General features: G+C 65.9%; 13 protein-coding genes. 9 read left to right on the forward strand and 4 right to left on the reverse strand.

From position 1 onward, the window contains the following. Position 1: 1 nt before the first annotated feature. A complete protein-coding gene (locus DMB86_RS06435; RefSeq protein WP_113717056.1) occupies positions 2–559 on the forward strand; it encodes a 2'-5' RNA ligase family protein in 558 nt (185 codons plus the stop codon). Between the two features lie 196 nt (positions 560–755). Continuing rightward, entirely contained in the window at positions 756–2,462 is a 1,707-nt protein-coding gene (locus DMB86_RS06440; RefSeq protein ID WP_113717057.1) for an IS1634 family transposase, read from the forward strand. Positions 2,463–2,698: 236 nt separating this feature from the next. Here DMB86_RS06440 and DMB86_RS06445 read toward each other — a convergent pair whose 3' ends face one another. The 4 genes from DMB86_RS06445 to sdhC all read right to left on the reverse strand — a co-directional run bounded on the left by DMB86_RS06445 (position 2,699) and on the right by sdhC (position 6,229). Beyond that, positions 2,699–3,496 carry a succinate dehydrogenase iron-sulfur subunit gene (locus DMB86_RS06445; RefSeq protein ID WP_113717058.1) on the reverse strand — a complete coding sequence of 266 codons (798 nt, stop codon included), beginning with the start codon at positions 3,494–3,496 and terminating at the stop codon, positions 2,699–2,701. Then, positions 3,496–5,295 (reverse strand): succinate dehydrogenase flavoprotein subunit, encoded by a 1,800-nt coding sequence (gene sdhA / locus DMB86_RS06450; protein ID WP_113717059.1) that lies wholly within the window; start codon positions 5,293–5,295, stop codon positions 3,496–3,498. Before sdhA ends, DMB86_RS06445 begins: the two co-directional genes overlap by 1 nt. An 85-nt stretch (positions 5,296–5,380) precedes the next feature. After that, positions 5,381–5,848, reverse strand: coding sequence for a succinate dehydrogenase hydrophobic membrane anchor subunit (locus DMB86_RS06455; protein ID WP_113717060.1), 468 nt, complete (start codon positions 5,846–5,848; stop codon positions 5,381–5,383). Beyond that, positions 5,849–6,229, reverse strand: a complete 381-nt coding sequence (gene sdhC / locus DMB86_RS06460) for a succinate dehydrogenase, cytochrome b556 subunit (RefSeq protein WP_113717061.1) — start codon at positions 6,227–6,229, stop codon at positions 5,849–5,851. A gap of 300 nt (positions 6,230–6,529) precedes the next feature. Between sdhC and DMB86_RS06465 the strand changes: the two genes are divergently transcribed. The 7 genes from DMB86_RS06465 to DMB86_RS06490 all read left to right on the forward strand — a co-directional run bounded on the left by DMB86_RS06465 (position 6,530) and on the right by DMB86_RS06490 (position 12,866). Further along, positions 6,530–7,675 carry a mannose-1-phosphate guanylyltransferase gene (locus tag DMB86_RS06465; RefSeq protein WP_113719375.1) on the forward strand — a complete coding sequence of 382 codons (1,146 nt, stop codon included), beginning with the start codon at positions 6,530–6,532 and terminating at the stop codon, positions 7,673–7,675. A 268-nt stretch (positions 7,676–7,943) separates the two neighbouring features. Further along, positions 7,944–9,143: an amidohydrolase gene (locus DMB86_RS06470; protein WP_113717062.1), complete on the forward strand. Its 1,200-nt coding sequence runs from the start codon at positions 7,944–7,946 to the stop codon at positions 9,141–9,143. Positions 9,144–9,350: 207 nt separating this feature from the next. Beyond that, positions 9,351–9,593 (forward strand): hypothetical protein, encoded by a 243-nt coding sequence (locus DMB86_RS20250; RefSeq protein WP_129545483.1) that lies wholly within the window; start codon positions 9,351–9,353, stop codon positions 9,591–9,593. Between the two features lie 36 nt (positions 9,594–9,629). Further along, the gene (locus DMB86_RS06475; RefSeq protein ID WP_113717063.1) at positions 9,630–10,094 is read left to right on the forward strand and encodes a MarR family winged helix-turn-helix transcriptional regulator; all 465 of its coding nucleotides are present in this window, start codon (positions 9,630–9,632) and stop codon (positions 10,092–10,094) included. Between the two features lie 24 nt (positions 10,095–10,118). Further along, on the forward strand, positions 10,119–10,553 hold the full coding sequence (locus DMB86_RS06480; RefSeq protein WP_113717064.1) for an organic hydroperoxide resistance protein: 435 nt from the start codon (positions 10,119–10,121) through the stop codon (positions 10,551–10,553). Next, on the forward strand, positions 10,550–11,563 hold the full coding sequence (locus tag DMB86_RS06485; RefSeq protein WP_113717065.1) for an NADP-dependent oxidoreductase: 1,014 nt from the start codon (positions 10,550–10,552) through the stop codon (positions 11,561–11,563). Before DMB86_RS06480 ends, DMB86_RS06485 begins: the two co-directional genes overlap by 4 nt. Before the next feature lie 187 nt (positions 11,564–11,750). After that, complete coding sequence (locus DMB86_RS06490) at positions 11,751–12,866, forward strand: BMP family lipoprotein (protein WP_113717066.1); 1,116 nt, start codon at positions 11,751–11,753, stop codon at positions 12,864–12,866. The last annotated feature ends 30 nt before the right edge of the window (positions 12,867–12,896 follow it).

Genomic DNA, 12,896 nt, shown 5'->3' on the forward strand with positions numbered 1-12,896 from the left:
CATGCCGGGCATTGGCCAGAGCGGGTCAACCCCGGCGCCGCACCCGGACAGCCTGGGCGTCATCATCACGATGCCGCCAGCCCTCGCCGCCGAGCTCCACGCCTGGCGGGAATCGTACGCGGGGCCGGGCAACGGCGTCGTGCCGGCCCACATCACGCTGGTTTCCGGACGGGCGCGCCGTTCCTGGGCCGAGGCCGCCGCACACGTGCGCAGCGTGGCCCGGCACGGTTCCCCGTTCGCCATCTCCCTGCGCGGCACCGGAACCTTTGCGCCGGTGTCCCCGGTGGTCTTCCTGAAACTGGAACAGGGGGTGGGGGAGTGCCAGGAGCTGCACGAGGAACTGCTGGCGGGACCCGTCGAGCACCTGCTGGACTTTGAATTCCGCCCCCACCTGACCGTGGCGCACGACCTGGACCCCGACACCATGGCCCGGGCCGAGGCGGAATTGGCCGGCTTCCAGGCGGAGCTGGAGGTCACCAGCATTGGGCTCTACGACTACTCCGAGTCCGGCTGGGCGCTCTACGAGGAACTGGCGCTCGGGGGCGGCGGGCAAGGCTGAGGGCGCGGCCTGGCCCGTGCTCTGCCCGCCCTTTGTCGGGGCTGCCGTTTGGCGTGGCCGCCCTTTGAAAGGTCTAGCGGGAGTTTCCGGGCTATTTCGTTTTTGAGGGCTCCGGCAAAATAGAAACCGCGTAGGTTGCGGCGTGTCGGGGCCTTCACTTGGGCCAAAAGTGTATGACCTAAAGTATTATTGGGACATGGCTTTGTACAGGAAAATGGTCAACGGACACCCGTACTGGTACCTGCGTGAGATGGCACGGGTGGATGGGAAGCCAAAGATGGTCTCCGAACGCTATTTGGGCAGTGCGAAGGACATTGAGAAGATGCTCGATGCCAAGGAAGCTGTTTCTGTCCCGGAGAAGACCCGGCACCTGGGGTTCGGCGACAGTGCTGCCGTCTGGGGCATCCTGCGGCGTCTGGATGTTGCCGGGATCATCGACGACGTGGTGGGGCCGCGGCGCAAGGATGCCGGCGCGTCGGTGGGGACATATCTGGCGTTGGCGGCGTTGAACCGGGTCGTGGCGCCGACCTCGAAGCTTGGCTTCTCTGACTGGTGGAAGACCACGGCGGCGGACCGGTTCACGAAGATCCCTGCTTCGGTGTTGGACCACCGCCGCTTCTGGGACGCCATGCACGGCGTGTCCCTGCAGGAGTTGGCGGTGATTGAGGAGCGCATCGCGGTGGCAATGGTGGCCGAGTTCAATCTCGACATCTCAGCCCTGGCGCTGGATATGACGAACTTCGCCACCTACATTGATTCGGCGAACGAGGCCGCCCCGATCGCCCAGCGCGGCAGGGCGAAGCAGAAACGCGCCGACCTGCGCCTTGTCGGGTTGGGGCTGGTGATCACCCGTGATGGCGGGATCCCGCTGTTGGCCCACGCCTACCCGGGCAACAAGCCCGATGTCACCCAGTTCCCGCTCATGATTGACGCCCTCGGCACCCGGCACCGCAAGCTCGCCGAAACGGCAGGGATCACGGCTCCTGCAGAGGTGACGGTGGTCTTTGACGACGGACAGAACTCGGCCTCCAACTTCACCCGCGTCACCGACACGGACCTTGCCTTCGTCGGTTCCATCCCTCCCTCCCAGGTCGCGGACCTGCTCAAACTCCTCGCCACGGACCGGACGGTCGTGGACAAGGCCCTGTTTGGCGGGCTGAGCGCAACCGAGACCCGCAGGGTCGTTTACGGCACCGAACGCCGGGTGGTTCTCACCCATTCACCAACCCTGCACGACAAGCAGGTCGCCGGGTTCGCCCAAACCCTGGCCAAAGCCCAGGCAAAACTCGACGAGCTGGCCGATACCTTGGCTCGCGGGAAGACCCGGCGCACCACCACGGAACTGGCTGCCCACATCAAGACGATCACCAACGATCCCTGGCTGCGCCGCGTCCTGGAGGTGAGCGTCACCGGTGACACCCCGGCCACCCACCGCATCACCACCACCATCAACGAACAAGCACGCTCCGAGCTTGAAGAAGAAGTCTTCGGCAAACGCGTCCTGGTCACCTCCCACGATGACTGGTCCGTGACGGACCTCGTGGCCGCCTACCGCTCCCAATCCGATGCCGAATTCGGATTCCGGCAACTCAAAGACCCCCACGTCGTCTCATTCTCACCCATGCACCACTGGAGCGAGCACAACATCCGCATCCACACCTTCACCTGCGTCCTGGCCCTGCAAATCGCCCACCTCATGCGCCGCGAAGCCGACAATGCCGGCGAACACCACTCCGTCCGCGAACTCCTCGAACGCCTCGCCAGCATCGGCGAAACCGTGATGATCTACCCCTCCACCGGAGGCCGCCCCAAAGCCCGGCGCATGCTCACCGAAGACATCCTCACCCAGGCCAGCCTCGTCGAGATCTTCAACCTCAGGAAGCTGGCCCCGAAGAAAATTTAGGTCATACATTTCCAACCACTAAAAAGCGCTTCTGACCTGCACAAACACCAACCTGACCTCAATTAGCTAGGAAACCCCCGCTAGGCGGTCTGGAAGACCTCGGGCTGCGGCAGGATGGCAACCTGGACAAACGGGCTCACCACATTGAACTCCGCACTGGCGAAGTCGCCGCTGCACCGGCCGGACAACTCAAAAGGCGCCGTCCCTCAAGGGGGCGGCGCCTTCAGGCGGCGGAACTAGACCTGGCGGGACAGGATGGCCTGCTTGACCTCGGCGATCGCCTGTGTGACCTGGATGCCGCGGGGGCATGCCTCGGTGCAGTTGAAGGTGGTGCGGCAGCGCCACACGCCTTCCTTGTCGTTGAGGATCTCCAGGCGCATGTCGCCGGCGTCGTCGCGGGAGTCAAAGATGAAGCGGTGCGCGTTGACGATGGCGGCCGGCCCGAAGTACTGCCCGTCGGTCCAGAACACCGGGCACGACGAGGTGCACGCGGCGCACAGGATGCACTTGGTGGTGTCGTCGAAGCGCTCGCGCTCCTCGGCGGACTGCAGGCGCTCCTTGGACGGCTCGTGGCCGCGGTTGATCAGGAACGGCATGATCTCGCGGTAGGACTGGAAGAACGGCTCCATGTCCACGATCAGGTCCTTCTCCACCGGCAGGCCCTTGATGGGCTCGACCGTGATGGGCTTGGAGGTGTCCAGGTCCTTCAGGAGGGTCTTGCAGGCCAGGCGGTTGCGGCCGTTGATGCGCATGGCATCGGAGCCGCAGACGCCGTGGGCGCAGGAGCGGCGGAAGGACAGCGAGCCGTCCTGCTCCCACTTGACCTTGTGCAGGGCGTCCAGCACGCGGTCCGTCCCGTACATGGTCATGGTGAATTCTTCCCACGTCGACTCGGCGGAGAACTCCGGGTCGTAGCGGCGCACGCGCAGCGTCACGTCGAAGGTGGGGATTTCCCCGCCGCCGCCGAGGTGGGCGGGCAGTTCAATCTTTGACGCCGGCTCGGGAGCGGTCTCGGCGGTTTCAATGGGGCTCATTAGTACTTCCTCACCATCGGCTGGTAGCGCGTGACGACAACAGGCTTGGTCTCCAGGCGGATCCCGGCGATATGCTCCTCGGAGCTCTCCGCGGTGACGTTCGTGTCGAGGTAGGCCATGGAGTGCTTCATGAAGTTCGTGTCATCACGGTCCGGGAAGTCTTCCCGGTAGTGGCCGCCGCGCGACTCCTGGCGGTGCAGGGCGGCAACGGTCATGACCTTGGCCAGTTCGAGCAGGAAGCCCAGTTCCACGGCCTCGAGCAGGTCCAGGTTGAAGCGCTTGCCCTTGTCCTGGACCGTGATGCGGGAGTACCGCTCCTCGAAGCCGGCGATGTCCGCCAGCACGCGGTCGATGGACTCGGCCGTGCGGAACACCTGCATGTTGGCGTCCATGGTGTCCTGCAGGTCCTTGCGGATCGCGGCCACCTTTTCGCCGCCGTCGGACGTGCGGACGTGGTCCAGGAGGGCGGTTGTTGCCGCCTCCGGGTTCTCCGGCAGGTCAATGAACTCGGCCGTCTTGGCGTATTCGGCGGCGGCCACGCCGGCGCGCTTTCCGAAGACGTTGATGTCCAGCAGCGAGTTGGTGCCCAATCGGTTGGAGCCGTGGACGGACACGCAGGCCACCTCGCCGGCGGCGTACAGACCGGGGATGATCGTGTCGTTGTCCTGCAGGACCTCGGTGGCAATGTTCGTGGGAACGCCGCCCATAGCGTAGTGGGCGGTGGGGAACACGGGGACGGGCTCGGTGTACGGTTCCACGCCCAGGTACGTGCGGGCAAACTCCGTGATGTCCGGGAGCTTGGCGTCGATGTGCGCCGGCTCCAGGTGCGTCAGGTCGAGGAGGACATAGTCCTTGTTCGGGCCGCAGCCGCGGCCTTCGCGGACCTCGTTGGCCATGGAGCGGGCCACAATGTCGCGCGGGGCCAGGTCCTTGATGGTGGGGGCGTAGCGCTCCATGAACCGCTCGCCCTCGGAGTTGCGCAGGATCGCGCCCTCGCCGCGGGCGGCCTCGGAGAGCAGGATGCCGAGCCCGGCCAGGCCTGTCGGGTGGAACTGGAAGAACTCCATGTCCTCCAGGGGGATGCCGCGGCGGAACGCGATGCCCATGCCGTCTCCGGTCAGGGTGTGGGCGTTGGAGGTGGTCTTGAAGACCTTGCCCGCGCCGCCGGTGGCCAGGATGACGGACTTGGCCTGGAACACGTGCAGTTCGCCCGTGGCCAGGTCATAGGAGACGACGCCGGCAATCCGCTTCTGCTTGAAGGGCGTGCCGTCCGAGCGGGTGGCGTCCTCGTCGACCGTCAGCAGGTCCAGGACGTAGTACTCGTTGTAAAACTCGACATTGTGCTTGACGCAGTTTTGGTACAGGGTCTGCAGGATCATGTGGCCGGTGCGGTCGGCGGCGTAGCAGGACCGGCGGACGGGGGCCTTGCCGTGGTCGCGGGTGTGGCCGCCAAAGCGGCGCTGGTCGATGCGGCCCTCGGGCGTGCGGTTGAACGGCAGGCCCATTTTCTCCAGGTCGATCACCGCGTCGATGGCCTCCTTGGCCATGACTTCCGCGGCGTCCTGGTCTACGAGGTAGTCCCCGCCCTTGACGGTGTCAAAGGTGTGCCACTCCCAGTTGTCTTCCTCCACGTTGGCCAACGCGGCGCACATGCCGCCCTGGGCCGCGCCGGTGTGCGAGCGGGTGGGGTAGAGCTTGGTCAGCACGGCCGTGCGGGCGTTCTGTCCGGATTCAATGGCGGCACGCATTCCTGCGCCACCGGCCCCGACGATGACGACGTCGTATTTGTGGACCTGCATACTGGATGCTCTTTCTCTCTTTAGTGCTACAAAAAAGCTGGTGTTCACTTCTGCGCCAGGACCGCCAGGCCCCGGCGCTGCCGCATTACGGGACCGGGCAGAAGGACGGAAGGTCGATGACTGCACCGGCCGGGCACGGATCAAACGTGAAGATCACCAGGGTGCCGAGCACAATGATGACGGCGGCGGCAACGTACAGGACGGTCTTGAGCGTCATGCGGGTGGCGTTGCGTTCGGCGTAGTCGTTGATGATGGTGCGCACGCCGTTGGTGCCGTGCAGCATGGCCAGCCACAGCATGGCCAGGTCCCAGACCTGCCAGAACGGGCTGGACCACTTGCCGGCCACGAAGCCGAAGTCGATGGCGTGGATGCCGTCGCCAAGCATGAGGTTGACGAACAGGTGGCCGAAAATCAGCACCACCAGCACCACTCCGGACAGGCGCATGAACAGCCAGGCGGCCATTTCAAAGCTGGAGTGCGATGCCTTGTTGCGCTTGTACTTGGGCGACTGTGCGCTGTTGGAACGCGGCGACTCAATAACGTTGGAACTCATTTAGTGCCCCCCGAAGACGATGGAGAGGTGTCGGATCAGGAACGGAATCATGACCACAACCCAGGCGATCAGGACGGTCCAGAGCATCTGCCGCTGGTACTTGGGGCCCTTTTTCCAGAAGTCGATCGCAATGATCCGCAGGCCGTTGAAGGCGTGGAACACGATTGCGGCGACCAGGGCGGCTTCGCCCAAGCCCATGATGGGGTTCTTATACGCCCCGATGACTGCTGTGTACGCTTCCGGGGACACGCGCACCAGGGAGGTGTCCAGGACGTGCACCAACAGGAAAACGAAAATCACTACACCGGTAATCCGGTGTCCCACCCAGGACCACATGCCTTCACGGCCGCGGTACAGAGTGCCAGCTGGTTTTGTCGGCACTGAATAAACCTTCCTGCATCACCGTGACGCTGGCGTGGTTCCACGCGGGGAAACGCACACGGCGTGAGCACTCATAACTTCGCCTAAATTTAGGCTTCGCTAACAGCATATTCAACTTAGGCGCCCCTTGCCCTATGTGATGAATCACAGGTGCGTCAAAGGTTGGCGGGTTGGCGCCTCGCTCGCACGGGATCCGTGTCTTCCGCAGGGTCGACGCCGGTGTGCCCCGGCGGTGACCGCGGGGTGAGTTTTCCCGCCAAATCACAGTGTTCCGCCGCGTATCGCATAGGCTGGGCGATGATGAATACGCAAAACTCGGACGTCCATGTCCAGCCCGGAACCAGCCCGCTTGAGAAGTTTTTTGCTGTCATTCCGGCCGGGGGTGTCGGAACGCGGCTGTGGCCGCTGTCGCGGGCGGCGGCGCCGAAGTTCCTGCACGACCTGACCGGCAGCGGCAGCACGCTGATCCGCGCCACGTATGACAGGCTGCAGCCCATCAGCGGCAACCGGATCCTGTTGGTGACCGGCGACGCGCACCGCGAGGCGGTTTGCCGGCAGCTGCCGGAGCTGGCCGATGAGGACCTGGTGCTGGAGACGGAGCCGAAGGATTCCGGTGCGGCCGTCGGCCTGGCCGCGGCGATCCTGTTCACGCGGGATCCGGAGACCATCATGGGATCCTTTGCCGCGGACCAGGTGATCAGCCCGGAGGGCAAGTTCCAGGACGCCGTCCGGGAGGCCATCTACACCGCCGCCACCGGCAAGATTGTCACCATCGGCATCAAGCCCACGCACGCCTCCACCGGCTTCGGCTACATCCGCAGGGGCAAGGCGCTGGACATTGAGGGTGCCCCCAGTGCGCACGAGGTGGTGCAGTTCGTCGAAAAGCCCAGCCAGGACATCGCCGAGCAGTATCTGGCCAGCGGCGACTATAGCTGGAACGCCGGCATGTTCGTGGCCCCCGTGGAATTGATGCTGCGCCACCTCAAGGCCAACGAACCTGAACTGCATGACGGGCTGATGGAGATCGCGCGGGCATGGGACACCCCTGACCGGGTGGCCGTGAAGAACAGGGTCTGGCCGACGCTGCCCAAGATCGCCATTGACTACGCCGTGGCCGAGCCGGCCGCGGACGCCGGCGATGTCGCGATGATTCCGGCGGACTTCAGCTGGGACGACGTCGGGGACTTTGCCGCGATCGCCCGGCTCAGCAGCGCCAAGGAAGTCAAGGACGTCAAGGTGATCGGCGAGGGCGCCCGCGTCTTCACCGAGGACAGCACCGGCATCGTGGTCACGGACACCAAGCGCGTCATTGCGCTGATCGGCATCCAGGACGTGGTGGTGGTGGACACCCCCGACGCCCTGCTCGTCACCACCCGCGCCCACTCCCAACAGGTGAAGCGCGCCGTCGACGGACTGAAGGCACAGGGCGACATGGACGTCCTCTAGTCCCCACCGGCACCCTAACCTCGTTCCTCCCCAGCCATTCCCGCACCCCGCAGGCTCGGCGCGGGGCCCTCGCGGCAAGTGGGCCCAGGTCAGGGAACCCTGCCGGCGTGGGCCCACCCACGCCCTCCCAACGGCTGGATCGCAAGCGATTGAACAGTTGGGCCCCTCGGAGGTGTGGGCCTAGGCGCGCCCCTTCTGCCAATGGTGCCGCGTAACGCGGCGTGCGCCAATGACGCTCCGGCGCGGCGACGTGGCTAAAGTTTGTTCTGTGCGCAACTATTCGCTGGAAACAGAACCCACGGAATTGGTCAGGCCCTGGCTTGAGCCGCTGATCGAGGGCGTCATTGCATTCCGCCGCGACGTGCACGCCCACCCGGAACTGTCCTTCCAGGAGCACCGCACCACTGCCGCCATCGTTGAGAGGCTCACTGCCGCCGGACTGTCGCCTCGGCGCCTGGACGGCACGGGCGTCATCGTGGACGTGGGCGCCGGCCCCATTACGACGGCGCTGCGCGGGGACATTGACGCCCTCCCCATCATTGAGGAGACCGGGCTGCCGTTCGCGTCCCGCAACCACGGGGTGACCCACGGATGCGGCCACGACATCCACACGGCCACCATGCTGGGCATAGCGTTGGTGCTGGCCCGGATGCACAACGACAAGCCCCTGGGCGGCACCATCCGCATCATCTTCCAGCCCGCCGAGGAAACGCTGCCCGGCGGCGCGCTGGCCTGCATCGACCAGGGTGCCCTCGACGGCGTGCCGCGCATCATGGCGCTGCACTGCGACCCCCGCATCGAGGTGGGCAAGATCGGCACCCGGATCGGGCCGATCACGAGCGCCTCGGACACGATCAAGATTGAACTGACCGGGCGCGGCGGCCACAGCTCGCGTCCGCACCTGACCGAAGACCTCGTCTTTGCGCTGGCGCAGATCGCCGTGAACGTCCCCGCAGTGCTGTCCCGGCGCGTGGATGTGCGCAGCGGCGTGTCCATGGTGTGGGGGCAGATCAGCGCCGGCTCCGCGCCGAACGCCATTCCAGGGCACGGCGTCATGAGCGGCACCATGCGCTGCCTGGACCGCGAGGCTTGGCACGCGGCCGGGGAACTGCTGGACGCCGTGGTGCAGCAGGTCGCAGCGCCGTACGGCGTGGACGTCCACCTCGAACACACCCGCGGCGTGCCGCCCGTGGTCAACTCGGAACATGAAACCGCGCTCATCGAGGCCGCGGCCCGCGCCGAACTCGGCGAGGACTCCGTGGTCCTGGCACCGCAATCCATGGGCGGGGAGGACTTTGCCTGGTTTCTGCAGGGTGTCCCGGGCTCGCTGATGCGCCTGGGCACCCACGTCCCCGGCGGCGAGGAGTACGATCTCCACCGCGGCGACTACATCGTCGACGAACGCGCCCTTTCCGTGGGCATCCGCGTGCTGACCGCCGCCGCGTTGCGGACCCTGCGCGGCGCCTGAATTTCGCTGATCGAGCCGGTTGCGGCTGTCAGGGCCGGTTGCCGCTGATCGAGCCGGTTGCCGCTGAGCGGGCCGGGCGAGGTCCGGCGGAGCGGTCGCCGCTGAGCGGGCCGGCCGCCGGAACGGACCTCAGATCCTGATATTGCAGCCCCGGCATTCCATTTCGGCCTCCGGGCAGATTCCGGACGTGCGGTAACGGGCTGAAAAATGCCAAAGCGCGATTCGATGGTGCAGCTCCAGCGGGTTCCCGATTCGATGGTGCAGCTCGTGCGGGCCAGTGGATTCGACGGTGCAGATAATGCTGGCTGGGCAGTGATCAGCCCGCATTATCTGCACCGTCGATTTGTTGGGCGGGTTCGGGCCCGCATTATCTGCACCGTCGATTTGTTGGGCGGGTTCGGGCCCGCGAGGCTCATCGGAATCGCACTTAAACAAGTTGTGCGCAATTAAATTGCGAACAATCAAATTCGGGGATATGCTGGCTGCATGCCCGAAAGATCCATCCTCCAGCACCAGGTTTGCTTTTCCCTGTATGCGGCCTCCCGTGCCGCCACTGCCGTGTACCGCCCCATGCTCCAGGAAATGGGGCTGACCTACCCGCAGTACCTGGTAATGCTGCTGCTATGGGAGCGCGACGGCGTTTCGGTCCGAGAGCTGGGGGAGGAGCTGGAACTGGATTCCGGCACGCTGTCCCCGCTGCTCAAGCGGCTGGAATCGGCGGGGCTCCTGGAACGCCGTCGCGGGCCCGACGACGAACGCAGGGTGGCCGTCCACCTTACCGCAGGCGGCGCATCCCTCCGTCAGCAGGCCGCAGCCGTTCCGGCGCACATAGCCGCGGCCGCCGGCCTGACTCCCGCCGAGCTGGACCAGCTAAACCAGACGCTGGCCAAGGTAACCGGCGCACTTCATGCCGCCGCCGGAAACTCCCCAGCCACTCCAGGCAACCACTAACCAAACCACCGAAGGGACACCTCCATGAATGCTTTGTACACCGCCCGCGCCCTCGCCACCGGCGACGGCCGCGACGGCCAAGCCCGCACCGACGACGGGAGGCTGGTTGTGGACCTTGCCTCGCCCCCCGAAATGGGCGGCAGCGGCAACGGCACCAATCCGGAGCAGCTCTTCGCCGCCGGCTACGCGGCCTGCTTCCACTCGGCCCTGCGCCTGGTGGCCCGGCGCGCCAAGGCGGACGTCACCGGCTCCACGGTCCGCGCCGAGGTGGACCTCGGGGCCACCGGCAACGGCGGGTTCGGCATCGCCGTGCGCCTGGATGTCTCGCTGCCTGAACTCGGGGCCGGGGAGGCCCGGGCGCTCATCGAAAACGCGCACCAGGTCTGCCCGTACTCCAACGCGACCCGCGGCAACGTGGATGTCCAGATCACCCTCACCGTGGAAGAAGCCGCCGCATGAGCGCCCTGACATCCCGCGAAATCCAGCTTGCCTCCCGGCCGCAGGGCTGGCCCGTGCCCGCGAACTTCCGGCTCGTCGAACGGCCGGTTCCCGAACTCCCCGAAGGGCAGGTCCTGGTCCGCAACCTGGCCATGAGCGTGGACCCCTACATGCGCGGTCGGATGAACGATGCCAAGTCATACAGCACGCCCTTCGCCCTGGATGCAGCGCTCGACGGCGGGGCCGTGGGTGAGGTGGTGGCGTCCCGCAGCGCGGGGCGCAAGGAGGGGGACGTCGTCGTCCACGGTCTGGGGTGGCGCGACTATGCGGTGCTCCCGGCCGAGGCCACCAAAAAGGTCGATCCCTCGCTGGCGGGCCCCACGGCCTTTCTCGGTGCGCTGGGCATGACCGGGCTGACGGCGTATGCCGGGCTGACGCGGGTGGCGGATTTCAAGCCGGGGGACACGGTGTTCGTCTCCGGCGCGGCTGGGGCGGTGGGGTCGCTCGTGGGCCAGATAGCCAAGCAGCTCGGGGCCGCCCACGTCATCGGCAGCGCCGGCTCGCCGGAGAAGGTGGCGCACCTGCTGGACCTCGGATTTGACGGCGCCTTCAACTACCACGAAGGCCCGGCCAGGGACCTGCTCCGCGAGGCGCTGGGGGACAGCGCCGGGATTGACGTCTACTTCGACAACGTGGGCGGGGAGCAGCTGGAGGCCGCCATCGCCGTCATGAACCCGTTCGGGCGGGTCGCCATGTGCGGCGCCATCTCCGTGTACAACAGCACCGAGCCGCCCGCCGCTCCAACGAATCTGGCCACCGCCATCGGCAAGCAGTTGACCCTTCGCGGCTTCCTGGTGGGATCGCACCAGGACCTGGCCGGCGAGTTCGCCGCGAAGATGGCCGGGTGGCTGGCTGCGGGCACGGTCCGCTTTGACGAAACCGTGGTGGAGGGGCTGGAGAACGCGCCTCAGGCGTTCATCGACCTGATGCGCGGGGCCAACACGGGCAAAATGGTGGTGACACTTCCGTAGCCGCCACGGTCCGGTCCCCGGGCCCGGCTCAGGCCCCCCGGGGCCGGCCCGGGAACGGATTGGTAACGGTTCCCCAACGATGCCGGGAAGGGGTGGACTACGGCTACCGGCTGGTAGCAACTGCCATTACTGTGGTGTCTAGCACTGCACAGGTGGCCGGGGGGCGGCCGTGCGCGATCATCACCTTATGGAGGAACCTTTGAAAAACACATTTAGGCGCGGGGCCACCGTCGGCACTGTGGCCCTGGGAGCAATGGCGCTCCTGCTCACCGGTTGTGGCCAGGCACCGGCACCCGCCGGCGGCGGCAGCACCAGCGGAAATGCCGCAGCAGCCAACTACCTTGGCTGCATCGTCTCCGACTCCGGCGGATTCGACGACCAGTCCTTCAACCAGTCCTCGTACGAGGGCCTGAAGAAGACAGTCACCGACACGGGCATCAAAATGAAGGAGGCCCAGTCCACCACCAAGGCAGACTTCGAGCCCAACCTGAACCAGATGGCCAACGCAGGCTGCAACCTGACGTTCACGGTCGGCTTCCTGCTGGCCGACGCCACCAAGAAGGTTGCCACGGCGGACCCCAAGCTGCACTTCGCCATCATTGATGACAACTCCATCAAGCTGCCCAACGTCAAGCCCATCGTGTACGACACGGCCCAGGCCGCGTTCATGGCCGGCTACACGGCAGCCTCCGTCTCCAAGACCGGCAAGGTTGGCACGTTCGGCGGCATCAACATTCCCACGGTCACCATTTTCATGGATGGCTTTGCCGAGGGCGTCGCGTATTACAACAAGCAGCAGTCCAAGAACGTCCAGGTCCTCGGCTGGAACGTTGCCACGCAGCAGGGCCTGTTCGCCAACACCTTCGACATCATCCAGGAAGGCACCAAGGCCACCAACAACCTGATCGGCGAAGGCGCCGACGTCGTCATGCCCGTTGCCGGCCCGCTCGGCAAGGGCGCCGGCGACGCCATCCTGGCCGCCAACAAGGGCGGCAAGGACGTGAAGCTGGTCTGGGTTGACTCGGACGGATACCTGACGGCCCCCACCTACAAGTCCATCCTGCTGACCTCGGTCATCAAGACCATGGGCGAGGCCGTGGAGACCATCGTCAAGGACGACCTTGCCGGCAAGTACAGCGCCACCCCGTACGTGGGCACGCTGGACAACGGCGGCGTGGCCATCGCCCCGTTCCACGACCTGGACTCGGCCGTCAGCGCCGACACCAAGACCCAGCTGGACGCCATCAAGAAGGGCATCATCGACGGCTCCATCAAGGTTGAGTCGAAGTCCAGCCCCAAGTAGGCGAGGCAACGCCATCGTTGAACTGTTGCG

The organism is Arthrobacter dokdonellae, assembly GCF_003268655.1.
Classification (GTDB): domain Bacteria; phylum Actinomycetota; class Actinomycetes; order Actinomycetales; family Micrococcaceae; genus Specibacter; species Specibacter dokdonellae.